The following is a 24942-nucleotide window of genomic DNA, read 5'->3' as shown; positions in this document are numbered from 1 at the left end:
GGCCGAGCAGGGCTGGCCGCAGCCCCGGGTCGAGATCCACCACGCGTTTGCGGCCTCCGCCGTTCCGGCGAACCCGCCCCAACGGGGCCTCACCCACCTCCAGTTCAACCACCCCGCGCGAGACGGTGCCCTCGCGAACCCCGGCAGCACGGGCCACGAGCCTGATCCCGCCATGGCCCAGCGACCGCGCTTCGGCTCCTATCGTCAGACGGCGCTGCCGCTCATCCAGGTGCGGCAACAACGACTCGAACTTCGCGGCCAGGGCCGCCTCGATCCCCTCCGGTCTCCCCATACCACAGCAACGAGCTACCAAGCCGGAAGCAACGACTTGTTCTCCGGCAAGCCCTAACTACCCGGCCTTGGGGGAAGCCCCGACGCGGGGCGACCCGGACGGTTGCTCACCCTGGGCGGGTCACCTCCGCGCTGGCGGAATCGATCTGGTCCAGGTAGGCAAGCCCGGGGCTTACGAGGGGCCACCTCCGCGCTGGCGGAGCGGACCGGGTGGCGCCGGCTACCCAGTCGTCGCCGACCAGGTCACCTCCGCATGGGCGGAGCACACTGGGGAAGTAGGAGCCGGTCCGCGTGTGGATGATCGGGTCACCTCCGCACGGGCGGAGCGCACGCCTCCTCGGCGAGGAGTTTCTCCTCCACCATCTCAGACCACCTTGGGTCACCTCCGCACGGGCGGAGCGGATCGCTGCTCGGTCCAGTCGGCCTGGGCCATGACCGGGTCACCTCCGCGCAGGCGGAGCGGACCGCCACGACTGCGCCGACATCTCCCAGATCGACGGGTCACCCCCGCGCGGGCGGAGCGGACGCGGCGTCGGCCTATGTACGGATGGAGACCTACGGGTCACCCCCGCGCGGGCGGAGCGGACCCTTCCTGACCTGCGGCACAGCGGCGCTTTTGCTGTTTCTTGATCGTGGTGGGGGTCTGGTCGGTGGTGCTGTTGCGGTGTCAAGGAGCGTTCTCATCGTGGCACGTGCAGCGGACAGTGGTTGCGGATCCGTGCTCCCGGCTGGGGTCTGTGCGGTCGGGGAGGCCGGTGTCCTGGTTCTCGCGGTCCCCAAAGCCTCCGCACCAGCGGAGCGGGCGAGGGCACCAGCCGCGGCAATGCCGAGACCTGCGGGTCACCTCCGGGCTGGCGGAGCGGACTGCCTCGTGATGGGTACCCGGTGGGCCACGGTCGGGTCACCTCCGCGCCGGCGGAGCGGACGCGAGCCGTCGGCCCGTGCCCACCAGCCTTCCGCGGGCCACCTCCGCATGGGCAGAGCGGACGGGCGACGGTTTTCGCGGTTCCAGTCCGGCCTGCGGGGCGCCTCCGCGCGGGCGGAGCGGACAGCTCGGTGAGTCGGGCCTCGGCGGCGGTGAGCGGGGCACCTCCGCGCTGGCGGAGCGGACGTCAATCCGTTGACGTCGACGCCCCCGCGCAGGCGGGGCCGACCTCCACACGGGCGAGCAGCTCCGCTACCTGCCGGGGCCACCCCCGCCCAGGCGGGGCCGACTCCGCCGCGTCGAACCACACCGAGTCGAGGGAGGGGCCACCCCCGCGCAGGCGGAGCGGACTTGACCTCGGCGGTGGACTCGCCCCAGGCCTGCGGGCTACCTCCGCACGGGCGGAGCACACAGAGCATCAAAGCCGGTCCGAAATCGATCGTCCGGGTCACCTCTGCGCTGACGGAACGGACAGGAGATCGTTCACCCCCGCGTCCCGCAGGGGCGGGCCGCCTCCGCACGGGCGGAGCGGACTGTCCGATCGCGGTCCGGGCCACGGCTTCGCCCGGGTCACCTCAGCACAGGCAGAGCGGACGCCGGCGCCTCGATCGGGTTCCCCCGGTTCGGCGGGTCACCTCCGCGAGCGCGGGGCCGATGGGGCGACGGTCAACGCCGGCGCGTTCGTGCACGGGCCACCCCCGCGAGCGCGGGGCCGATTCCTCGTTGCCGGTGGTGGCGACGCTGGCGGAGGGGCCACCACCGCGAGCGCGGGGCCGATGTGACCATGACGGTGATCACGTGGCGGACCACGGGGCCACCCCCGCGAGCGCGGGGCCGATTCGATGTCGAGGGAGGTGATGAGGGAGGGCAGGGGGCCACCCCCGCGAGCGCGGGGCCGATCAACGCGGCGGCTATCCGGCGCCGGCTCCCCTGGGGCCACCCCCGCGAGCGCGGGGCCGATGATGGGGGTCTCGGGTCGCTGTCTTTCTCTTGGGGGCCACCCCCGCGAGCGCGGGGCCGATGGGAGGAGGGGGATGCGCTGTCCGTCGGACCGGGGGCCACCCCCGCGAGCGCGGGGCCGATTGGGCCCCCGCCGCCCGGGCCAACGCCGAGGCGGGGCCACCCCCGCGAGCGCGGGGCCGATACGACCGCGCGGACCTCCAGGAGGCCGGGCCGGGGGCCACCCCCGCGAGCGCGGGGCCGATGCGGCCTCCAGCGCGCTGTCGACCCATGCCCGGGGGCCACCCCCGCGAGCGCGGGGCCGATACGCCTGGTGCCTGGCACAGAACGGCGTGGACGGGGCCACCCCCGCGAGCGCGGGGCCGATTCCGCAGGTCAGAGCCTTGACCTGTCCATGCTGGGGCCACCCCCGCGAGCGCGGGGCCGATACTTCCTGACCTGCAGACTTCCGCTGCAGGGTACGCCAATTCATTCAGTTCGATTCCCGAGAGCTCGCCGGTCACCTCCGCACTGGCAGAGCGCACGACGCCGCAGTCCTGCCGATAGCCACCAGCGGCGGGTCACCTCCGCACTGGCGGAGCGGACTACGCGAAGCTGAACTGGGTGACGCGGCGGCCCGGGTCACCTCCGCACGGGCGGAGCGCACCTCGGAGGCGCCGCCGTCCCCAGCCCTGAGTACGGGCCACCTCCGCACGGCGGAGCACACGCCCGGGAGATCGGGGAGGCTATGGCGATGGCCGGGTCACCTCCGCGCTGGCGGAGCGGACCTCCCCGAGGAATCACCGGCGCACGGAGGCCTCGGGTCACCTCCGCGCAGGCGGAGCGCACTGCCGGCCGTGGAGCGTCTGCTGCCGTCGTGGCGGGTCACCTCCGCGCAGGCGGAGCGCACGGACCCGACCGCCTGACCACCGCTGCGCCCTTCGGGTCACCTCCGCGCTGGCGGAGCGGACAGCATCGGCGCCCTGCTGAAGGGCGGCATGGGCGGGTCACCTCCGCGCTGGCGGAGCGGACGCGGCCAGGAACGCCACGATCCGGCCGGGGAGCGGGTCACCTCCGCGCTGGCGGAGCGGACCGGCTCCTCCTGCGCTGGCAGGTCCGTCACGACGGGTCACCTCCGCGCTGGCGGAGCGGACCCCGATCAGGTGGTGGTGGATGCCCTCGGCGCCGGGTCACCTCCGCGCTGGCGGAGCGGACTTCGAAGGCAGGCTCCACGTCCTGCCCGCCGCCGGGTCACCTCCGCGCTGGCGGAGCGGACGGTCTGGAGCCGCAGGCGCGGCCGGTCCACCCCGGGTCACCTCCGCGCTGGCGGAGCGGACCTGCACGGTAAGACGATCTACATCACCGAGTACGGGTCACCTCCGCGCTGGCGGAGCGGACTCTGGGTGGGGGCCGCCGCGGCCCTGGACGACCGGGTCACCTCCGCGCTGGCGGAGCGGACGTCGGCCGCCCCCTTCCCGCGTCCGTTCCTCGCGGGTCACCTCCGCGCTGGCGGAGCGGACTCGCCGATGCCGTCCGCTATGGCCTGGCCGGCCGGGTCACCTCCGCGCTGGCGGAGCGGACCCTTCTCGACCTGCGGCGCAGCGGCGCCTTTGCTGTTTCTTGACCGTGATGGGGGATCTGGTCGGTGGTGCTGTTGTGGTGTCAAGGAGCGTTCTCATCGTGGCACGTGCTGCGGACAGTGGTGGCGGACCCGCCCTCCCGGCTGGGGTCTGTGCGGTCGGGGAGGTCGGTGTTCTGGTTCTCGCGGTCCCCGAAGCCTCTGCACCGGCTGGGCGGACACGCCGAACCGGTCCGCGAGCTGGCGGGCTTCCGGGCCACCTCCGCACGGGCGGAGCGCACGAGCCGGCCTTCGCCGCGATGCCGAGGACGCCCGGGTCACCTCCGCACGGGCGGAGCGCACTGCACCCTGGCGGCAGCTCGGTCGGGTCACCTCCGCGCGGGCGGGGCCGACGGGTCGAGGGCCCTGCCGGGCTTCTCCGGGGTGGGACCACCCCCGCGCAGGCGGGGCCGACGCATCGACACTGCGCCGGCGGCACCGCTGGAGAGGGCCACCCCCGCGCAGGCGGGGCCGACACCACCTCGAGCTGAGTCGCTGGGGCGGCCAGGGCCGGGAGTCGGGCCACCTCCGCGAGCGCGGGGCCGATGGGCCGAACTGCACACTGGTCGGCCTGGCCGTGGGGTCACCGCACGGGCGGAGCGCACGGGTACGTCGGCAGTGGTGGCGCTCACAGTGCCGGGTCACCTCCGCGCCGGCAGAGCGGGCGTCGGTGATTGCCGCGCAATCACCCTGGGGCGCGAGACCTCCGCGCGGGCAGAGCGGACCTGGTTATCGGGCTGGTACGGGGCTGGCACCCCGGTCCAACTCCGCGCGGGCGGAGCAGACAGGCCGAGGATGCCGCACACCATCCCGACGTACGGGTCACCTCCGCGCGGGCGGGGCCGACCGCGTTCACGTAGTCCGTGCCGGACCAGGTGGGGGGGGGGTCACCCCCGCGCGGACGGGCCGACTTTCGGGTGGACCACTCTTCGGCGTTGTTGTGGGGGTCACCCCCGCGCGGGCGGGGCCGACCCCCGAGAGGACGCTCTCGGGGGCGGTTCTGCGGGGTCACCCCCGAGCGGGCGGTGCCGACCAACCAGATGCTCTAGATCCCGAAGGCCAGTGCGGGTCACCTCCGCGCGGGTGGAGCGGACCGTCCAAGGGTTCGATCCCTAGTGCTGTCTGGCGGGTCACCTCCGCGCGGGCGGAGCGGACTCGACGCTGCGCAGACTCACCGGCTCGCCTTCCGGGTCACCTCCGCGCAGGCGGAGCGGACTACTGCTCCTGGAGCTCCGTCAGCGTTGGGAGCGTGCCACCCCCGCGCTGGCGGAGCACACTGCACGAGGTCCTCGTAGCCGAGAACGAACCGCGGGTCGCCTTCGCGCTGGCGGAGCGGACGTACAGCGCGCCGTACTGTCCGATCCGGACCTCGGGTCACCTCTGCGTGGGCAGAGCGGACGAAGTGCCCGTCATCGAGAAGAAGAAGCTCACCAGGTCACCTCCGCACGGGCGGAGCGGACTCGGCGGCCAGCGCGCGCCACCGTCACCTGCGGGCCACCTCCGCACGGGCGGAGCAGACACGGACGGCAACCTCGACAACACCCACATCGAGGGGTCACCTCCGCGCAGGCGGGGCCGACGCGTTCCGGCACCGCGTGCGAGACCTGGGGTGTGGGCCACCCCCGCGCAGGCGGGGCCGACGCCCACCGGAACGTCGGCAGGCCGGTGCACATCGGGCCACCCCCGCACAGGCGGGGCCGACTTGCTCCCGTTGTTGCTGCCGTTGCTGACCCCCCCGCTGGTGGAGCGGACTGCTCGACATGCGCCACCAGGTCGGCAAACAGCGGGTCACCTCCACACTGGCGGAGCAGACGGAGTTCCGGTGCTGATCTGGTCGCGAACCGGCGGGTCACCTCCACGCTGGCGGAGCGGACGTCGCGATGTCGGAGGCCGCGGCGATCTGGGCCGGGTCACCTCCGCGCTGGCGGAGCGGACTCCATAAGGTCACCATCACCGCGCCAAGTCAGCGGGTCACCTCCGCGCGGGCGGGGCCGACCCGACGACGCGCGAAGCATCTTGCCCCGGCGGACGTTCGGCGGGCCACCCCCGCGTGGGCGGAGCGGACGGGCATGTCGTCGAGCTGGACGATGAACGGCACGGGTCACCTCCGCGTGGGCGGAGCGGACGGGCACGGACACTCCGAACGGGTCATCGGCGACGGGTCACCTCCGCGCGGGCGGAGCGGACACCGCCGCCCGCACCGCCGGCATCCGCACCGTCGGGTCACCTCCGCGTGGGCGGAGCGGACGCCGCCCGGCCGATCCACGTGCCCATGGCGTCCGGGTCACCTCCGCGTGGGCGGAGCGGACGGCACCGACTACATCGACGGCTGGTCCGACGACGGGTCACCTCCGCGTGGGCGGAGCGGACTCGGCCGAGATGAAGACGCCGTTCTGGATGGACGGGTCACCTCCGCGTGGGCGGAGCGGACGCGCGCGACACTGCCCTGCCCGCGGTCAAGGACGGGTCACCTCCGCGTGGGCGGAGCGGACGCCCCCGTCGCCCGCGGCGCCAAGGTGCTCGGCGGGTCACCTCCGCGTGGGCGGAGCGGACGCCGTCCTGGGTGCCGTCGATGCTCACCCGGACGGGTCACCTCCGCGTGGGCGGAGCGGACCTGGCGCCGGCCGCGGCCGGCGCGCTCTTGCGCGGGTCACCTCCGCGTGGGCGGAGCGGACGCCAGGAACGCCCGAAGGCGGTTGAGCCGGGCCGGGTCACCTCCGCGTGGGCGGAGCGGACGGGGTTGCTCGCGCTTCGCGTGCGGCTCCGTGCGGGTCACCTCCGCGTGGGCGGAGCGGACCGCTCGATGCCGAGCAGTTCGCGGACCTCGCGCGGGTCACCTCCGCGTGGGCGGAGCGGACCCGACGTAGTCACGGCCGCGGGGGGCCGCCTTCGGGTCACCTCCGCGTGGGCGGAGCGGACCGCCGGAGGCTGCTCCGGGGGCACCTGAACAGCGGGTCACCTCCGCGTGGGCGGAGCGGACGCGAGCACGGTGCGGCGCTGGCCTGGCTCGGTCGGGTCACCTCCGCGTGGGCGGAGCGGACGGCCGCCGCCCGATCCAGCCGAACATGGACGCCGGGTCACCTCCGCGTGGGCGGAGCGGACTCATCGGCCTCCAAGCGCCGACCCCGGGCCCGCGGGTCACCTCCGCGTGGGCGGAGCGGACCGCGGGCAGGTCACCGGCGCGCAGCTCGCCAACGGGTCACCTCCGCGTGGGCGGAGCGGACGGGGGCCTCCGTGCTTGCAGTGCGTGCAGTACCGGGTCACCTCCGCGTGGGCGGAGCGGACGCGGTCGAATGTCCGCTCGGCCGCGGCATGGGCGGGTCACCTCCGCGTGGGCGGAGCGGACCACGTCAGCGGTGTAGCGAACGGACTCGACGGCGGGTCACCTCCGCGTGGGCGGAGCGGACTACTTGCCGGTGAGCAGGCCCTGGGCCAGCGGCGGGTCACCTCCGCGTGGGCGGAGCGGACTCGCCCGGTGGCAGCGGAATTACCGTGACGGGCGGGTCACCTCCGCGTGGGCGGAGCGGACGACTCGCAGACTGACAAGAAGCAGGCGGAGGCCGGGTCACCTCCGCGTGGGCGGAGCGGACGACATTGGCAACGCCGAGCGCCTGGTCGACCACGGGTCACCTCCGCGTGGGCGGAGCGGACGCCGGACAGCAGCGCGAGGCCTGGAAGCTCGCCGGGTCACCTCCGCGTGGGCGGAGCGGACCTTGACGTCCAGGCCGGCCTCCGAGGCGTCCGCGGGTCACCTCCGCGTGGGCGGAGCGGACACTTCCTGACCTGCGACGTAGCAGCGCCTTTGCCATTTCTTGACCGTTTTGGAGGGGCTGGTCGGTCGTGCTGTTGTGGTGTCAAGGAGCGTGCGTTCATCGTGCCACGTGCTTCGGACAACCGACCCGAGCTTGTCCTACCCGGCCCGGACGCCTGCGTGCCTGGACGGGAAGGTCTTGGTGCTCGGCCTCCTCGAAGCCTCCGCGGAGGGGCGGGGCGGCAGGTAGTCCGGGGTTGCTGTGGCCGCTGCCGCACCTCCAGACCGCCTCCACGCAGGCGAAGCGGACCTCCGCGAGGACGGCCTCTACCGGCGCCTCCGCGCTGGCAGGGCCGACCTGCCGGTCCGGCCCGAGCACCCCCGCCGGCCGGTCACTTCCGCGCAGGCGGAGCGCACGGCCGACTTCGGCTACGGCGGCCCGTTCGGCACGGGCCACCTCCGCGCAGGCGGAGCGGACCGGAACGCTGGGGCCGATCTGGAGCTCACGGGCGGGTCACCTCCGCGCAGGCAGAGCGCACTCTCCTCGTCACGCCTTCCCGGAGCACACATGCGGGTCACCTCCGCGCAGACGGAGCGCACTTCGACCCCGCGAACATTGCGATCCCCCACGACGGGTCACCTCCGCGCAGGCGGAGCGCACCTCGCGGGGATCGCTGCCAGTACTGCAGTAGCCGGGTCACGTCCGCGCTGGCGGAGCGGACGAGCGGGTTCGGGAGCCTCGTCGGCGGGCTGGCGGGTCACCTCCGCGCAGGCGGGGCCGACGCCCAGCAACTCGGCCACGGTCGGTACGTAGCCTGGGCCACCCCCGTGCGGGCGGAGCGGACCCCGACTGCCCTAACCCGGACCAGCGCGACAACGGGCCACCTCCGCGTGGGCGGAGCGGACGACGCCCTCTGCGGCGCGATCGCCCCCAACCTCGGGCCACCTCCGCGTGGGCGGAGCGGACGAATTCTTCTCGGGCGCCTGCTACATGGTGATCGGGCCACCTCCGCGTGGGCGGAGCGGACCCCGAGGACAGCGACGCCAGCCCCGGCGATAACGGGCCACCTCCGCGTGGGCGGAGCGGACATTCCCTGACCTGCGACGTATCAGCGCCTTTTCCATTTCTTGACCGTGTTGGAGGGGCTTGTCGGTCGTGCTGTTGTGGTGTCAAGGAGCGTGCGTTCATCGTGCCACGCGCTTCGGACAGCCGACCCGAGCTTGTGCTACCCGGCCCGGACGCCTGCGTGCTTGGAGGGAAGGTCTTGGTGCTCGGCCTCCTCGAAGCCTCCGCGGAGGGGCGGGGCGACAGGTAGTCCGGGGTTGCTGTGGCCGCTGCCGCACCTCCAGACCGCCAAGCGGACCTCCGCGAGGACGGCCTCTACCGGCACCTCCGCGCTGGCAGGGCCGACGTGCCGGTCCGGCCCGAGCACCCCCGCAGGCCGGTCACCTCCGCGCAGGCGGAGCGGACTGGATGTCCAGACCATGCTCGAACGCCCGGATCAGGTCACCTCCGCGCAGGCGGAGCGGACCGCAGGTCAGAGGCCTGCCAAACGGAGTCGGCCGGGTCACCTCCGCGCAGGCGGAGCGGACATCCGCGTTCCGGCTGACGAGGGCTGGGCCGACGGGCCACCTCCGCGTGGGCGGAGCGGACAGGCCCGTCGACCAGCTCTACCCGCTGCTCGCCGGGTCACCTCCACGTGGGCGGAGCGGACCTGCCGCCGGAAGTGCTGCGGTCCCTGCCAGGAAGCAGGCCCTGAGGGGCCCGCCGCATGGCCATCGGGGTCCCTCTCCCCACCGCGGCCTGCCCGCACCTGCCCGTCGCCTCCCCCAGCGCGGCCCCAACCGCCCCCCAACTGGGCCCGCACCATCTCCGAACAACGCCTCCTCGGCCGTCCCCTCACCGACAAGGACGCCGACGAGATCAGCGCTCATCCGCTCCTGAAGCTCGGCCCGCGGCCACCCCGCACCGGCCCGCCACCAGCTGCCGTACGGTGTCCTAGGCACCTAAGAGGGAGGTACCGATGAGCGCCCAGCCGATCCACGGCCCCGAGCTGATCCCACGCCCCGCACGAACGCCCCTGGCCCTGTACGAGGCGGTCGCCGCCCTCATGCCGAGCCGACTGACCGAGATGACCGAGGACCAGGCCCGGGCCATGACCGAAGCAGTGGAGCGCCAGAGCCTCAAGCCCTTGCTGCGCTTCACCACGAAGTGGGCGGTCGACGTCGAGATCGCACGCCACCCGGACACACTCACCGAGCTGCGCCGCGCCGAGTACCTCGCCAACCACGCGGAGAGCCTGGAAGAGCGCAAGCAACAGGCCGCCCTCGCCGGGGCCATCGTGAACGCCGCCGCTGAAGCGGTGCGCGGATGACCTGGGCCTGGGAGTACAACCCGAACGAGGGCAGCGTCGTGTCCGGCGCGCCGCTCGCCTTCGTTGCCCAGGTCGAGAGGAAGGCCGACGAGATCGTCCGTGCCGCCGCCGCCCTCTACCTGGACGGCACCACTTACCAGGGGGCCGGCGAGAAGATGAAAACCGCCGACGTCGAAGACGGCCTTTCTGGTACATGACTGTTCCCCGCGACGAACGCATCTACATTCTCCGAGTCCAGTCCCTGTAGGGCCATCGGCAGGAAGGCCACCTCGGCGCAGGCGGGGCCGACGGCCGTCGGCGAGGTGCATGGTGCTGCGGGCGAGGGCCACCCCCGCACGGGCCGAGCGGACACGTGGATCACCGGTGGCGGATCCCGACGCAACGGCTCACCTCCGCGCAGGCGGAGCGGACCTCCTCGCCGAACCCGCCGACACCCTGCCCGCCGGGTCACCTCCGCGCAGGCGGAGCACACCGCATCGCCACCATCACCGGGCCACCTCCGCGCGGGCGGGGCGGACTACAAGGCCGTTGACAGACGTCCGAGGGTTCCGGAACAACGACAACGGCGGCGGGTCACCTCCGCGCGGGCGGAGCGGACTGACGTGCGGGTTGTGCTTCATCTCTCTGCCTCGGGTCACCTCCGCGCGGGCGGAGCGGACGGCTTCGAACCGCTGACGTGGACGTCCTCCCCCGGGTCACCTCCGCGCGGGCGGAGCGGACGTCCCCCGCCTCGTCGCCGGGCCCCTGGAGCGCGGGTCACCTCCGCGCGGGCGGAGCGGACGGCTTCGGACCGCTGACGTGGACGTCCTCCCCCAGGTCACCTCCGCGCGGGCGGAGCGGACGTGAGAAAGGGACGCTGCGGCGGCGGCGCCTGCGGGTCACCTCCGCGCGGGCGGAGCGGACAAGCTGCTGGACGACCTCTCCGACACCGGAGACGGGTCACCTCCGCGCGGGCGGAGCGGACCTTCCCGACCTGCGGCGCAGCGGCGCCTTTGCTGTTTCTTGACCGTGGTGGGGGATCTGGTCGGTGGTGCTGTTGTGGTGTCAAGGAGCGTTCTCATCGTGGCATGTGCTGCGGACAGTGGCTCCTGGTTCTCGCGGTCCCCGAAGCCTCCGCACCAGGCGGAGCGGACCGGGCGGGAGGGGGCGCGAGCTGGCGGCTTCCGGGTCACCTCCGCACGGACAGAGCGCACGGCATCCGCAACGTGATCGTCGGGCTGATCACCGGGTCACTTCCGCGCCGACGGAGCGGACCGGGTCACGGACGTCGGTGAGCTGGACCAGCTTGGGTCACCTCCGCGCGGGCGGAGCGGACTTCGAAGGGCTGTCCGCAAGCGCGGCTAAGGACGGGTCACCTCCGTGCTGGCGGAGCGCCCGCCCACCCGCCCTCGCGGGCCTTGCCCTGGTTCGGGCCACCTCCGCGATGGCGGAGCGGACCATGAGTGCGATAGCGCACTCTCCAGTGCCACGGGGCACCTCCGCGTAGGGCGGAGCAAGCAAACATTGCTGGTAGCGCAGGAAGTAAAAGGGCGGAGAAGAGCGTTCAGAGCAGGCAAGTGATATGCACGAGCGTGATCACGAGAGTCTCGTCATTGACCAGCAGAACGGCCATCGACTTCGACAGGATCAACATCCGGGTGACGCCGTCATCAACACCGTACGGGTCTGTAGTTGCTTTCGGATTGGCGAGCACACGGTCCAAGGCCAGTGTCAGTTCGTCAGCGGCAGCATCGGGGAGGCCATCGCGCACAGTGCGCACGGTGCGGTCCTGATGAAGACGGTAGACCATGGGCTGTGATCCTGTCCTACGCTAACGGTGCCCGCGCCGGGCTCCTTCGGGTCACATGAGCGGCCCGGTCGTCGGGTGAACGCAGCCAGCCTAGTGAACACTCAGCGTTGACATGTGAAAAGCAGTGAGTCACGCAGCGCTGCGTGAGCGAAGCTCTGTGGCCTTGGACCTGACCTGGTCAGTTACGTCTTCCCACTCGCCAGGAACAGTCTCTCCGGCAAGCTGAGCTGCGACAATTTCGCGTGCGCGTTCGACGCCAGCACTGATGGACTCGGCGATCGCCTGCCACTTCGCGAACGTCGAGAGCAGGTCAGCCGCCGGGGCCCTGTTGATCTCGCCGAGGAACCGAGTGGTCAGGTCAGGAGAGCTCAGCGCCTCACTGATTCGTTCGATGGTCCACGGCTGGTCGCTCATTTCAACTTCTCCCGGGCGTCGGAAGGTGGCATTTGGTTGGGTTGCTGTCATCCACGCCAGCACGACAAAACACCCACGCTCAGCCACCGTAGCGCTTCGCGGCCTCGGTTCGTAGCAGGTGCGCGAAATCTCGTTTTCGCACTCTCCATGGCCACTTCCCATAGTCCGTGACCAGCGAAAACGAAGTCGCGAGCGGCTGGCCGGGTTCGGTGCAGGTCACCTTCGCGGGGGAGAGGCGAACACCCGACCTCCGATTGCCCACGTTGGTGAAGTTCCACCAAGGCCGGGTAGTTAAGGATTTCGGCCGGGGTGCAAGGCAAGGGTCGAGGTACACCGCAGTGCGCGGAACGCAAGCAACGCGGCCCCGTTGGAGCAGGTGTCGACCAAGACGCCCTGCCCGTGGAGCCGCGTTGTCTGTCCATTCTGCCTCGCCGCCTGCCCTGACCACCCTCACGCGGGAAATCACCCTGGCCGCAGGGCGTTTCGCTGCCGGGCACCTCGGGGGCCTGACCCCTTTGCTGCCCTTCGAGCTGGTGGACGCCGTCCTGGAGGAGACCCGTGCGGTCCAGCGGAGGCTGCGGGACCTGCCCTCGCGGGTCGGGGTGTACTTCCTCCTCGCGATGTGCCTGTTCCCGGAGGTCGGATACGAACTGGTGTGGGCCAAGATGACCGCCGCCCTCGACGGCCTGCACCCGACACCGACCGCCAAGGGTCTGCGCGATCTTCGACGCCGGATCGGCTGCGCCCCGATGAAGGGCCTGTTCGAGGTGGTGGCCGGAGCGCTGGCCCAACCTCGCACCCCCGGAGCGCGGTTCGGCCCCTATCGCACGGTCTCCTTCGACGGCTGCAGTTCCATCAAGACACCCGACAGCGAGCGCAACCGGGCCTGGCTCGGGGGCTGCCCGACCGCGGCTATCCCCAGATCGAGTTGTTGACGCTGGTCGAGACCGGAACCCGCTCGGTGATCGGCGCGGTGTTCGGCCCCACCGGGGTGGGCGAGACTGCCTACGCCACCCGGCTGCTTCACCATCTGGGCCCCAGCATGCTGGTGCTGTGGGATCGCGGGTTCGACGGCAACGACTTCCTCGCCGCTGTCCACGCCACCGGCGCCCGGATCGTGGGCCGCATCAATCAGCGCCGCCGCCCGCCGATCGGAAAGGCCCTCCCTGACTCCTCGTATCTGTCGGCCATCGGCGGCGTCCCGGTGCGCGTCATTGAGGCCCAGATCAGCATCTCCTGCTCGGACGGCACCGACTTTGCCGGCTCCTATCGGCTGGTGACCACCCTGCTGGACGCTCACCGCTACCCCGCCGACCGTCTCGTGCGCCTCTACCACGAGCGCTGGGAACACGAGAGCGCCTACTACGCACTGCGTCACACCGTTCTCGACGGACGCGTCTTGCGCTCGGGCGACCCGGTCGGCGTCGAGCAGGAGATGTGGGCCCTGCTGGTCCTCTACCAGCTTCTGCGCCGGGCCATGGTCGAGGCGGCGGAGTCCCGGCCGGGCACCGATCCCGACCGCTGCGGCTTCACCATCGCCTACCAGACCGCCCGTGACCTGCTGATCCGCGCGGAGGGAGTCCTCGAGCAGGGCATGGGGGCGATCGGCCGCCGCGTCTTGTCGGCGCTGCTGCCGGCACGTCGGCCGCGCGTCAGCACCCGCAAGGTCAAGTCGCCCATCTCCCGGTATGCGGAACGGAAACTGGACGGCCGCCCCGACACCAGCCAGCCGGTGGCCTCCGTGACGATCACCCTCCTGCCGCCCCCGCCACCCCACCCCGAACTGCCGGCGACCACCGTCCCCCAGTACGTCGGCCCCGGCAAGACCAGCAACCGCATGGCGCGAGTCCTCACCATGCTGCAGCAAGAACCTGAGCGGCGCTGGCAGGCCAGAGAGATCGCCGAACTCCTCGGCGACGTCACCCTCGTCACCACCTACCGGCAGCTTACCCGCTGGGCTGAGAAAGGGCTGATCAAGAAGGTCCGCAGGGGCCGCTACACGGCAGCCGCCACACCAGCGGCCCCCGCCTTGCACCCCGGCCGAAATCCTTAACTACCCGGCCTTGGTGGAACTTCAGCTCTGGCAATCTCGACTTGCCGGGCTCCCCCAACTGGTACATGCCGGACCTTGCCGTCATACCCGAAGAACTCGCCGCCGGCGCCGGCGCGCTCACTCCCGACCAGACCCTCCTGATCGTCGAGGTCACCTCCGACTCCAACGGCGACACCAACCGTGTCACGAAACGCAAGCGCTACGCCCAGTACGGTGCCCCGCTCTACCTACTTGCCGACCGGCAGAACCGCACTTGCACACTCTTCTCCGAGCCTCATGATCTCGGCTATGCCGTTGTCGACGGTCCTCATCCATTTGGGACATCGATTCGGCTGCCTGAACCTTTCGGCCTGTCCTTGGACACCGCGGCATTCTGATCGCCCGGACGCCCTCGTACTTGGCGCGATGGGAGAGGCACTTCCAGCTCCAGGTCATGTAGTCACCATCAGAGGTCCATTGCTGGCCGGGGCCACTTCGGGTCTATAGCATCGGTCCGCTCCGCCCGCGCGGAGGTGTCCCGTTTGTTCCTTTGGGTCAACATTTCGAAGTTGGACTGCTCCGCCCGCGCGGAGGTGATCCGGCCCTGCACCTCGGGAGCGATCGACAGATATCGAGTCCGCCCCGCCAATGCGGGTCGGCCTCCTTGGAGCCGTCAACCATCGGCCTGGGGTAGACCCCGGGTCGATGGTTGACCACAGGGACAGGGGGAAAGGCAGCATCAGATCTGATGGTGACCCAACGACTGGGCACCACCTGCACAGAAAAAGCGCCAGCCGGGTCGGGCCCGTCCCCAGTAGGAACAGTCGCGTCAAGTCGCCCTACCAGAGCGGTCGTGGATGAAGGACTTCCATCCCCATCTGCCTACTAACCTAGTAGGCAGGACAAGCGTTCGAGTTCGGCGGCTCCGGACGCGCAGCCGCCTCCTCGAGCGACAGAGCGGGCTGACCGCGTGCCTCGGCGACGAGCTACGGTCGTAGGTCACCTCCGCGCGGGCGAAGCGGACCCGAAGTCGCACAGTCCCCGATGTCGGTTGCCGGGTTGCCTCCATGTGGTTGGGGCTGATCCGGGCCTGCGAAAGATCCGCATGAGGCGGGTTGGGCCGCCCCTGCGCACACAGGGCTGATGCGACGCCAGCCGCGATGACAACGGCGCTGCCCGTGCCACCCCCCGCGCAGGAGGGGCCGACCTCCGTCGCGGCGTGCTGTGGGTCCAGACGCCGGGGCCACCCCCGCGCGGGCGGAGCGCACTTGTGGTCGGCGGCGTCCTGGGCGTCCTCCAGCGGGGCATCTCCGCACGGGCGGAGCGTACGACGTGGCGCTGCGTACCCCTGGGGCTCTTGTCGGGCCACCTCCACGCAGGCGGAGCGGACACCGCCAGGTCCGCGTACCAGTCAGCCCACCGCGGGTCACCTCCGCGTGAGCGGAGCGCACCCTTCCCAACCTGCGGCGCAGCAGTGTCTTTGCTGTTCTTGGCCGTGGTGGGGGTCGGGTTGGTTGTGGTTGTTGTGGTGTCAAGGAGCGGGTGCTGATCCTAGTACCGGGGGTGCCGGTCTGGGGTCCTGATGGGGGTTCAGGTCCCGGTTGTCAGTGCCTGGGTCTAGCGTCACCGAGTGGCTACTATCCGTGCCCGAGTAGTGGGGACCGCTCTGTGACGCGACCGTCGTTCGATGTGGTGGTGAGGCCGTGGATCACGGCCCGTGTGCGTGCCGATCTGGCTCCTGAACAGGTCGCCGAGCTGCCGGTGCGGGGTGGGCCGGGGGAGTCGGTGGTGTTGGGGCTGGGGGAGGTGTTGGCGTTCGCGCATCTGCTGGAGCACGTCGACTGCCCGGATCCGGCGTCGGAGTCCGCGCTGCTGCGGGTCCTGATCGCGATCACGGCGCGGGTGACGGGTCTGGACGAGGCGGAGGACTGGGACGACACCCGGTGGGACGTGCTGGAGGCCGGCCGTCTGGATCCGAACCGGGTCGCTGAGTACTTCGCAGGGTTCGCGGGGCGGTTCGATCTGTTCGACGCGCAGCGGCCGTGGCTGCAGGAGCCGCGGCTGGCGGGGGAGTGCACGGGCAGCAGTGGGACCGGGCGGCTGCTGATGACGAGTCCGTCGGGGAACAACCACGTGTGGTGGCCGCTGGAGAAGGGCGGGCTCGGCGGGCCGGTTCCCACGGTGACGGCGGCGTTCGGGTTGTTGACGTGGTTGTTCGCGGGTCCGTCGGGGACGGCGGCGAACCGGCGGCGTTCGGATGGCCGGAACAGCCACTACACGGTGGCGGGGCCGGTCCGGGCGCTGGTGTCGTGGTTCCCGGCGGGCCGCAGTCTCGCGGAGACGCTGGTGCTGGGGGTGCCGTCGCCCGAGACCTGGCCGACGAACCCCGGCCGGGACGAAGCCCCCTGGGAGGCCGGACAGTTGCCGGACCCGCGGCTGCCCGCGGCGCCGGCCGGGCCGGTGTCGCTGCTGACGGCGCGCGCCGCCCACGCGGTGCTGCTGAAGCCCGAAGCGGACGGCGGTCACGTGACGGACACCTGGGTGACGTGGGCGTGGGAGAACGAGCTGCCGGAGGCCGACGACCCGTACGTGATCAGGCGGGACGAAGGCGGCCCGGTGCGGGCGAACTCCGCGCGGGTGGCGTGGCGGGACCTGGACGCGCTGCTGCTGAAGACCGTGCCGGGGAAGACCCCGCGGTACCGGCCGGCCGTCCTGGCGTCGATCGCGAGCCTGCCCCGGGCGACGGCGGCGGGCCTGCGGCTGCGGGCGTACGGGCTGCACCAGGAGCGGCGGGATCCGGAGACCGCGTGGTTCACGGCGGTGACGCCACCGGTGCTGGGCTTCCTGGAGGAGCTGGACGAGGACGGCGCGGCAGCGGTCTCGGTCGCCCGTGCGCGGGCCGAGGGCACCGCGTCCGGGCTCGTGAAGGCGCTGCGGGCGGCGTGGCAGGGGTTCACCAGTGACAACAAGGTGTGCCCGTGGGTCGATTCGGCGCTGCCGGTGTACTGGTCGCAGGCCGAGACCGAGTTCTGGAAGGCCGTCGTCCCGGACGGCGCAGGGGAGCGACCGCAGCCCGGGTTCCAGAAGGTCGCCACCCAGGTGTTCGACGCCGTGACTGAGGCGGCCGCGCTCACGCCCCGCGGGATGCAGGCGGTGGAGGAAGCCCGCGCCGCGATGCTCAGGCCGCCCCGAGGCCCGCGCAAGAAGTAGGCGCCGCCGGCCCAGGCCGGGCGGCGTGGTGACCCTGCGCCTTTCGTGTCCGGGCCGCCGACGGCGCCGGCGCGGCCGGGCCGAGGTGACCACCCCTCCGGGTGACCCTCCGTCCCGTACGGGCCGTGAGTCCGGCCCGCAGAACGACAGTCCGGGTCCGGCGGGCTCGGGCCGGCCTTCGGGCCGCAGCCTCGGCCCCCGTCTCTCGGTCCTGGCAGCACCACCCCGCCCTCCGTCCACCCCGTCCTCACCCACACCGCCGCACGGCCAGCAGAAAAGGAGCGAATCCCCAACCCCGTCCCCCGCCATCCGCGGGGGACCCGACCTCCCTTCACCCCTCATCGAGGAGCCCATGTCCGTCGAATCGCCCCCGCCCTCCGCAGAGAAGGACCCGCTCGAGTACCAGCGGGCCTTCATGCTGCACGTCCACCAGCAGTGCTCCACCCCCGGCGGCCGCGCCGCGGTCCGCTCCGCGCTGGTCGACCCCGGAAAGCCGTTCCGCGCCTACGAGTACCTCCTGCCGCGGATCCCGCGCTGGACGAACCGCGACACCGAACGCGCCTACGTCCTGACCGCCGGCATGTACGCCGACCAGGCCCCCAATCCGCGCCTCGACAGGAAGCCGAAGCCGCCTGCCGGCCTGACCGCCCCGGTGGAGAGGGACCGCTGGCGCAACCTCGGCTGGTCCCTCGCCCGCGCCGTCCGCACCAACGTGTTGAGCGCTGAGACCGTCCAGGCCCGGTTGCTGCTGATGTCCCGCCAGGACGCCGACGCCCTCACCCGCGACCTGCCGCCCCTCGTCGCCCGCCTGCGCGCCGGCGATGTCCCCGTCGTGTGGCCGCTGCTGCTGCGCGACCTGACCCGCTGGAGCGACCACCCGACCGACACCGCCCGCACCTGGGCCCGCGCCTACTACCAGTACGACCCCACCACCAAGACCGCCAAGGAGACCTCCTGATGAAGCGCCGCCTGTACCTCGACCTGCACGTCATCCACTCCTACCCGCTGTCCTGCCTCAACCGCGACGACCTCAACATCCCCAAGACCGCCTTCTACGGCGGTGAGCAGCGCGGCCGGATCTCCTCCCAGTCCGGGAAGCGGCACGTGCGGGTGGAGGTGGAGGACCGGCTGGGGGAGTGGGCGGTGCGCACCAAGCGGCTGCCGGAGAGCATCGCCGCCGAGTTGGTGCGTGCCGGCGGTTGGGAGGAGGAGCTCGCGCAGCGGGCCGGGCGGATGGTGGTCCTGGCCGCGGGGGTGAAGGGCGTGGCCGTGGACGGGGACAACGACACGAACAGCATGCTGCTGCTGCCGAAGGCGGGGATCGCGGAGCTCGCCGCGGTCGCCGTCGAGCAGCGGGAGCTGATCGAGGCGGGCGTCGACAAGAAGCAGGAGGAGGCGGCGCAGGCGAAGCTGGTGAAGGCCGCGGGGGAGCGGGCGCTGGGGATCCTGCGGGGGCGGACGTCTAGCATCGCGGCGTTCGGGCGGATGCTGGCGAACGAGCCGGGGTCGGCGGTGGCCGGCGCGGTGCAGGTCGCGCACCAGCTGACCACCCACGCGCTCGCCATCCAGCCGGACTACTTCACCGCGGTCGACGACATCACCCGCGGGCAGGAGGACGAGTCGGGGTCGGCGCACCTGGGCACGGCGTTCCACACGTCCGGGACGTACTACCGGTACAGCTCGGTGAACCTGCCGGAGCTGGCGGGGAACCTGGGTGACGACATGGAGGGGGCGCGGCGTCTGGCGGTGGAGTTCGCGCGGGCGTTCGCCGTCGTCGTGCCGTCCGCGCGGCAGGGTTCGACGGCGCCGTTCACGCCGCCGTCGCTGGTGCACGCGGTGCTGCGCGGGGACCAGCCGGTGAACCTGGGCGGCGCGTTCGAGCAGCCGGTCGCCGCGGAACGCGGGAGCGGGTTCGTCGAGCCGTCGGTCCGGCGCCTGGACGCGCACGCCGCCGCCGTGAACGGCTTCCTGGGCGAGGCCGGCGTCCTCGCCTGCGCCCACACCGGCCCGGGCGTTGGCGGGGTGGAGCACCTGGGTGAGAACGCGGGTTCCCTCGACAAGCTCCTGGCCGTCCTCGACGGCGCGATCGGCGAGCACCTGTGACCGGCGGTCTGCTGCTGCACCTGGCCGCGCCGATGCAATCCTGGGGCAGCCCCTCGCACTTCGGCACCCGCCTGACCTACCCGTACCCGACCAGGTCCGCTCTGACCGGCCTGTTCGCGTGCGTGCTCGGCCTGCCGCGCGGTTCCGACCTCGGAGAGCTGGCCGGTCTGCGGTTCACGGTGCGCGTCGACCGGCCGGGCCGGCTCATGCGGGACTACCACACCGTCGGCGGCGGCTACCCGCGCGAGAAGACGGTGATGACCGCGTCCGGCGGGCGCCGCCCGCTGAAGGAGGCCACGCTCCAGTCCGAGCGCTGGTACCTGGCGGACGCGGCGTTCACCGTCGCCGTCACCGGCCCGCCCGCCGTCACCGACCGGGTCGCCGACGGGCTGCGCCGGCCGGTGTGGCACCCCTACCTGGGGCGCCGTTCCTGCCCGCCCACCAGCCCGGTCCTCGTCGCGGCCGTCGACAACCCCGTCGCGGAGCTGCACCGCCTGCCGCTCCACCGCGAGCGAGACAACCCCGTCCCCGGCCCGGACTCGGAGGAAGGCTCGGTCGAGGTCGTCTTCGTCCACGACACCGACCCCGGCACCGGCCACCCGCCCGTCACCCAGGTCCGCGACCGGCTCCCCGCCGCCGGCGGCCGCCGCTTCGCCAGCCGCCCCCTGTGGGAGACCCGCCACACCTTCACCCACGCCCAGCACGCCGGCACCGGCACCGCCTGGATCACCGCCCTCACCACCTACACCCGAACCCGCACCTGACCCTGCCCCCGACGCCGGCCCCGCCCCCGCGGGGGAAGACGACACCACCGCACCCGGAGCGAATCCCGTGACCCACCTCACCCTCCTGCGCCTCGAGCCCCGTTCCCGGGACGCCGCCGCCGACCTGCGCAACACCAGCCACATGCACCAGCGGATCATGGGCATGTACCCCGACGCCCTCACCAGCGGCGAAGCCGCCCGGCGCAGCCTCGGCGTCCTGTACCGCATCGAACGCACCGCCCAGGCCACCACCGTCCTCGTCCAGTCGACCCTGGCCGCCGACCCCGCCGTCCTCCCCGACCGCTACGCGAGCGCCCAGCAGCGGGACCTGACACCGCTGCTGGACTGGCTCGCCGACGGCCGCAAGGTCCGCTACCGCATCGACGGCTCCCCCACCCGCTCCGTACGCGACGGCACCCGCGGCACCGACGGCCGCCTCAACCGCGGCAAGCCCGCCCCGCTCCACGGCAAGGACGCGATCGCCTGGTGGGAACGCAAAGCCCACACCGCCGGCCTCGACCTCCACGACATCCTCGACATCCCCCAGGAACCCGCCACCGGCCACCGCGCCACCGGGCCGATCCGCCACACCCTCGTCCGCTTCGAAGGCATCGCCACCATCACCGACCACCACGCGCTCCGCACCGCCGTCACCGACGGCATCGGCCGCGGCCTCGCCTACGGCGCCGGCCTCCTCAGCATCGCCCCCCACCACGAGTAAAAGACCGCAACCCGCCAACCCGCCGCAGGCCAGAAAGGGCCCGTTCCGCCCGTGCGGAGGTGGACTGCCTCGTCGCTCCATCTCGCCATAGCCAACGGTGTCAGCTCCGCCCGGTGCGGAGGCGGCCCGGCCTGGACGGCGTCCGTTCCACCTACACAACAACCAGGAATTGGGAGGAGTTCGGTGTTCGATCCGCGAGTTGCCGGTAAGCGACGCGGCCTGTCGGGGCCGTACCCGTTGGTGTGTCACCTGGCCGACACCGCGGTGATCGCGGGCGTGTTGTGGGATTCCTACCTGACGTCCTCCCAGCGGAAGATGATCGCCGCAGGGTGGGACGTGGACCCCGTTCGGGCGAGGCGGCTGGTGATGCTGGCAGCGGGCCTGCACGACACCGGGAAAGCCGTCTGCTGCTTCCAGCGGCGCATCGAAGGGACGGCCGGGCTGCTGGCCGATCCCCGGTTCCCGGCGCCGGCGGGCTGGATGCACGAGGAGTGGATCCCTCACCAGCTGGCCAGCCACTGGACGCTGCCGCAGATCCTCACGGGTCTGGGCTGGCCTCCGGTCGAGCGGCCGTGGAAGTCCGCGGCGCACCAGCTCGCGCAGATCCTCGGCGGCCATCACGGCGTGTTCGGTGAAGCGCTGTCGCCCGCGGTGATGGCCGATCCGCTGAAGGCGCTGCGCGGGCTGGGTGCGGACGGATGGGCCGAGCAGCGCGAGGCGCACGTGCGGGCGGTGTCCGGGGTGTGCGGGTCGCCGGCGGCGCCGGAGCGGCTGCTGTCCGCAGGCGGGGCGGTGGTGGTGACCGGGGTGGTGGTGCTGGCGGACTGGCTGGCCTCCAACACCCGGCAGGTGCAGGGCCGCCTGGACGTGTGGAACGGCGACCTCGCCGCGCACGTCGCGCGGGTCCGGCAGCGGGCGCTGTGGGTGCTCGCGCACGCCCAGCTCGCGGCGCCCGTGTGGCGGCCCGTCACGACGTTCGCCGACCTGTTCCCCGACATCAAGGACCCCTACCCTCTGCAGGCCGACGTCGCCAAGCGGCTCAAGGACCTGGTCGACGGCCCGGGGCTGGTGCTCGTCACCGCGCCGACCGGCGACGGGAAGACCGAGACCGCCCTCTTCGCCGCCCGGGTGCTCGGCGCGGCCGCCGGGGCCGGCGGCCTGGCGGTGCTGCTGCCGACGATGGCGACGACCGACGCGATGTGGCGCCGGGTGAAGAGGTTCACCGCCTGTGCCGTCGAGGTCGGGACCCCGGTGACGCTGCTGCACTCGATGGCGTGGCTGAACGAGTACTACGACCCGCAGCGGGACGAGGTCGTGGCGGACGGGTGTGTGTCGACGGAGGCCGCGCAGTGGCTGCGCGGCCCGTACCGGGGACTGCTCGCCGGGGTCGCGGTCGGCACCTGGGACCAGGCGGCGCTCGCGGCGCTGCCGGTGCGGTTCAACGTCCTGCGGTGGCTGGGCCTGTCGGGCAAGACCCTCGTGATCGACGAGGCGCACAGCTACGACGCGTACGGGCACCGGCTGACGCAGCGGTTGCTGGAGTGGTGCGGGCACCTGGGCATCCCGGTGGTCCTGCTGTCGGCGACCCTGACCGGCCGGACCGCCACCGACCTCGTCGGCGCCTACCGGGCCGGCGCCGGCCACCCGGACACGGAGCCGATCGCCTCCCCCTACCCGGGCTGGGTCCACGTCTCCGCGACAACCGGGAAGGTCACCGCGTACGGACCGCTGCCCACCACCCGGGAACGCGACGTCGCCGTCGACCACCACACCACCCGGCACACCCACGACCCGAAGGTGCCCGGCGGCCGCGCCGACCGCATCCTGACCGACCTCCAACCAGCTGCGGCCGGCACGGGCTGCGCGCTGGTGGTGTGCAACGTCGTCGCCGACGCCCAGGCCACCCGCAGGATGCTCGCCGAACGGTGGGGCGAGGACGGCCCGCAGATCGTGCTCCTGCACGCCCGGCTCCCCATGTGGCAACGGCTCCAGCGCACCGCCCTGATCGAGAGCATGGTCGGCTCCAAGGGCACCCGCCCGGACAGGCCACTCGTGGTCGTGGCGACCCAGGTCGTCGAGCAGTCCCTCGACTGGGACTTCGACCTGGTCGTCTCCGACCTCGCCCCGATGAGCCTGCTCCTCCAGCGCGCCGGACGCTGCCACCGCCACGACCACCCCCGGCCCACCTGGGCACCGATCCCGCGGCTCGTCGTCCTCTCCCCGCCGGGCGGCCGGCCCGCACCCCACTGGGGCGACGTCTACGACCCCTCCCTGCTCCGCCGCACGTGCGACGCGCTGCGAACCCTGGCCGGGCCGATCGCGATCCCGGGAGCGGTGCCCGGCCTGATCGCGGACGTGTACGACGCGGCCTGGAACCCGGACCGGATGGACAGCGACGACGCTCAGCGCCTGGCCGGGGAACAGGCCCAGGCCGCCGCCGCCGACATGGCGACGATCCCGCCACCGGCCCGGGTCAAGGACCTCTACCTGCTGACCTCGGCCCTGGACCCCGACCTCGCCGTCACCCGCCTGGGCGGCGAATCGAAGCGCATCCTGCCGGTATGGCCCACCGACCACGGCAACGGCTGGACCTTCGTCACCGCCGACGGCCCGACCGAGCTGCCCAACCGCCCAACCAAGGAGGACATCCGCACGATCATCCTCTCCACCGTCCAGGTCCGCTCAACCTGGCTCACCGGCGCCGGGCCGGAGACGCTCCCGCCCTCCACGTGGCAGGACACCCCCGCACTGCGCGACATCGCCCTGATCCCCCACGACGCCGCGGGCGGCGGCTGGCGCGCCCCGGACGGACGGACCATCCGCCTCGACCCCCTGGACGGCATCATCCGCGAGTAGCGCACGCTCCCTGCTGGCTGCAACACGGCTGACCGCTCCTTTGACGCTGAGCAGCGACCGAACTCTGGCACCGGATCGCCGTCCCAGCCCGTAGAGCGGGCCGGCCCGCCAACGCACCCGAGCGATGCGACCGGCCGATGGTGCCGTGCTACCCGCCGGACCTGTGACGCCACACCTGGTACAGGCGAAGGACATCGACAGCCCACGGCACGCTGAAGTCTTCGCCGTCCGCGGGTGCCGTGCGGCCTGCCCGCTCCAGGACCCGGGGCAGGAGTGGGTGAGGCTGCCCGGCGGCCGTGGGAGGAGCCCGGCGAGCAGCGGCTCGTCGGGAGGGGTGTCCCTGTCGACGAGTGCCAGAAGGTCGAGCAGGTCGGCGTGGTCGAGGCGGGGAAGGGCGACTCCCGAATTGCGCAGCCGGGAGAACGTCGTCGTGCTCCGGTTCCTGGCCTGCTGCTGGAGGTGGCTCCGTACGGTCCGTGCAAGGGCGTGCAGACGATCCTGGAGGTCCCGGGCCGGGGTGGGTGGGGCGGTGGTATTCGACGTCGTTGGTCCTTCGGCCGGCGTGTACTCGAGTTCGGCCAGGCGTCTTGTCTAGGTGCGTACGGCCTGTGCCTCGTAGCCCGGCAGAGTGCCGGCGGTTTTGGTGAGGTGCGTGAGTTCGGCGACGGCCGCGCCGAGATGTTCGGCGTCGAGGTCGTAGCCGCTTGAGGCCAGGTCGGTGAGTCGGGCGCGCAAAGCTGTCAGGGCTTCCCGCCGTTCACGTGCCCGGGGCGTCCGCGGCTCCAGCCAGGCCGGCTGCGGTGCGGGCGCGCGTCGCAGGGCATGCTCTTCGGCGGGGCGACCGTCCGGTTCGTCACCGTTGCACAGGGCCCTCGTCGCGGCCTCGTCGTCGGACTCAAACGAGTCCGGCCCCACCGCGTGAGCGGTGGGGCCGGAGCGATGTCCCGGTCAGTCTTCCAGGTCTGACCAGATGTTGAGACTGTCGTCCTCGACGACCCACTCGTGGTAGCCGAGCCTGCGGCCGATCTCCTCGAACCGGCTCAGCCGCGCCGGGCCAACGGGGATGAAGTACACCTTCATCGCCCGTAGGAAGAGGCGGAATCCGAGATCGGGACCGAGCTCGGTGACCGCGGCCTCCAGCGCCGGGACCACCG

13 protein-coding genes, 3 pseudogenes and 5 CRISPR repeat arrays are annotated in these 24942 nt (G+C 72.4%); of the genes and pseudogenes, 11 read left to right on the top strand and 5 right to left on the bottom strand.

Translation table 11 applies throughout. The features are described from left to right. Positions 1–292 (bottom strand): annotated as a pseudogene (locus ACGF0D_RS41250) (ISAzo13 family transposase); the annotation flags it as partial. Positions 293–1661: 1369 nt separating this feature from the next. Then, positions 1662–2604: a CRISPR direct-repeat array (repeat unit 28 nt; unit sequence GGGCCACCCCCGCGAGCGCGGGGCCGAT). A 67-nt stretch (positions 2605–2671) separates the two neighbouring features. After that, a CRISPR array of direct repeats spans positions 2672–3736; the repeat unit is 29 nt; unit sequence CGGGTCACCTCCGCGCTGGCGGAGCGGAC. A 1821-nt stretch (positions 3737–5557) separates the two neighbouring features. Continuing rightward, a CRISPR array of direct repeats spans positions 5558–7546; the repeat unit is 29 nt; unit sequence CGGGTCACCTCCGCGTGGGCGGAGCGGAC. A 366-nt stretch (positions 7547–7912) separates the two neighbouring features. Further along, a CRISPR array of direct repeats spans positions 7913–8613; the repeat unit is 29 nt; unit sequence CGGGCCACCTCCGCGTGGGCGGAGCGGAC. 935 nt (positions 8614–9548) lie between these two features. Here ACGF0D_RS41250 and ACGF0D_RS41245 point away from each other — a divergent pair. Beyond that, on the top strand, positions 9549–9899 hold the full coding sequence (locus tag ACGF0D_RS41245) for a hypothetical protein (protein WP_392925380.1): 351 nt from the start codon (positions 9549–9551) through the stop codon (positions 9897–9899). Next, entirely contained in the window at positions 9896–10096 is a 201-nt protein-coding gene (locus ACGF0D_RS41240; protein WP_392925378.1) for a hypothetical protein, read from the top strand. The genes ACGF0D_RS41245 and ACGF0D_RS41240 overlap by 4 nt, the downstream gene beginning before the upstream one ends. A gap of 292 nt (positions 10097–10388) precedes the next feature. Beyond that, positions 10389–10863: a CRISPR direct-repeat array (repeat unit 29 nt; unit sequence CGGGTCACCTCCGCGCGGGCGGAGCGGAC). 579 nt (positions 10864–11442) lie between these two features. On the opposite strand, the gene ACGF0D_RS41235 is transcribed toward ACGF0D_RS41240, so the two are convergent. Together ACGF0D_RS41235 and ACGF0D_RS41230 are read right to left on the bottom strand one after the other, a co-directional pair. Continuing rightward, entirely contained in the window at positions 11443–11688 is a 246-nt protein-coding gene (locus ACGF0D_RS41235) for a hypothetical protein (protein ID WP_392925376.1), read from the bottom strand. Between the two features lie 129 nt (positions 11689–11817). Beyond that, on the bottom strand, positions 11818–12102 hold the full coding sequence (locus ACGF0D_RS41230; RefSeq protein ID WP_392925374.1) for a hypothetical protein: 285 nt from the start codon (positions 12100–12102) through the stop codon (positions 11818–11820). A gap of 515 nt (positions 12103–12617) precedes the next feature. Here ACGF0D_RS41230 and ACGF0D_RS41225 point away from each other — a divergent pair. From ACGF0D_RS41225 to cas3, 9 genes and pseudogenes are all read left to right on the top strand, one after another. After that, a complete protein-coding gene (locus tag ACGF0D_RS41225) occupies positions 12618–13037 on the top strand; it encodes a transposase domain-containing protein (RefSeq protein ID WP_392925373.1) in 420 nt (139 codons plus the stop codon). After that, positions 13034–14155 carry a transposase gene (locus ACGF0D_RS41220; RefSeq protein ID WP_392925372.1) on the top strand — a complete coding sequence of 374 codons (1122 nt, stop codon included), beginning with the start codon at positions 13034–13036 and terminating at the stop codon, positions 14153–14155. Before ACGF0D_RS41225 ends, ACGF0D_RS41220 begins: the two co-directional genes overlap by 4 nt. 26 nt (positions 14156–14181) lie before the next feature. Then, a pseudogene (locus ACGF0D_RS41215) lies at positions 14182–14532 on the top strand (Uma2 family endonuclease); the annotation flags it as partial. A gap of 1321 nt (positions 14533–15853) precedes the next feature. Further along, the gene (casA, locus tag ACGF0D_RS41210) at positions 15854–17344 is read left to right on the top strand and encodes a type I-E CRISPR-associated protein Cse1/CasA (RefSeq protein ID WP_392925370.1); all 1491 of its coding nucleotides are present in this window, start codon (positions 15854–15856) and stop codon (positions 17342–17344) included. Positions 17345–17696: 352 nt separating this feature from the next. Continuing rightward, positions 17697–18302, top strand: a complete 606-nt coding sequence (gene casB, locus ACGF0D_RS41205; RefSeq protein WP_392925368.1) for a type I-E CRISPR-associated protein Cse2/CasB — start codon at positions 17697–17699, stop codon at positions 18300–18302. Further along, on the top strand, positions 18302–19447 hold the full coding sequence (cas7e, locus tag ACGF0D_RS41200; RefSeq protein WP_392925366.1) for a type I-E CRISPR-associated protein Cas7/Cse4/CasC: 1146 nt from the start codon (positions 18302–18304) through the stop codon (positions 19445–19447). Before casB ends, cas7e begins: the two co-directional genes overlap by 1 nt. Then, positions 19444–20211 (top strand): type I-E CRISPR-associated protein Cas5/CasD, encoded by a 768-nt coding sequence (gene cas5e / locus ACGF0D_RS41195; protein ID WP_392925365.1) that lies wholly within the window; start codon positions 19444–19446, stop codon positions 20209–20211. Before cas7e ends, cas5e begins: the two co-directional genes overlap by 4 nt. A 67-nt stretch (positions 20212–20278) precedes the next feature. Further along, positions 20279–20932: a type I-E CRISPR-associated protein Cas6/Cse3/CasE gene (gene cas6e, locus ACGF0D_RS41190; protein ID WP_392925363.1), complete on the top strand. Its 654-nt coding sequence runs from the start codon at positions 20279–20281 to the stop codon at positions 20930–20932. Positions 20933–20983: 51 nt separating this feature from the next. Beyond that, positions 20984–23788 (top strand): CRISPR-associated helicase Cas3', encoded by a 2805-nt coding sequence (gene cas3 / locus ACGF0D_RS41185; RefSeq protein WP_392925361.1) that lies wholly within the window; start codon positions 20984–20986, stop codon positions 23786–23788. 591 nt (positions 23789–24379) lie between these two features. Here the strand turns inward: cas3 and ACGF0D_RS41180 are convergent. Both ACGF0D_RS41180 and ACGF0D_RS41175 read right to left on the bottom strand, forming a co-directional pair. Then, positions 24380–24523 carry a hypothetical protein gene (locus ACGF0D_RS41180; protein ID WP_392925359.1) on the bottom strand — a complete coding sequence of 48 codons (144 nt, stop codon included), beginning with the start codon at positions 24521–24523 and terminating at the stop codon, positions 24380–24382. A gap of 213 nt (positions 24524–24736) precedes the next feature. Beyond that, positions 24737–24942, bottom strand: a pseudogene (locus tag ACGF0D_RS41175) (hypothetical protein); the annotation flags it as partial.

This window comes from Kitasatospora sp. NPDC048298 (assembly GCF_043201465.1).
In the GTDB taxonomy this organism is placed as follows: Bacteria; Actinomycetota; Actinomycetes; order Streptomycetales; family Streptomycetaceae; genus Kitasatospora.
Note: the sequence above shows the minus strand (reverse complement) of the source record. Positions and strands in the feature narration are given on the sequence as shown.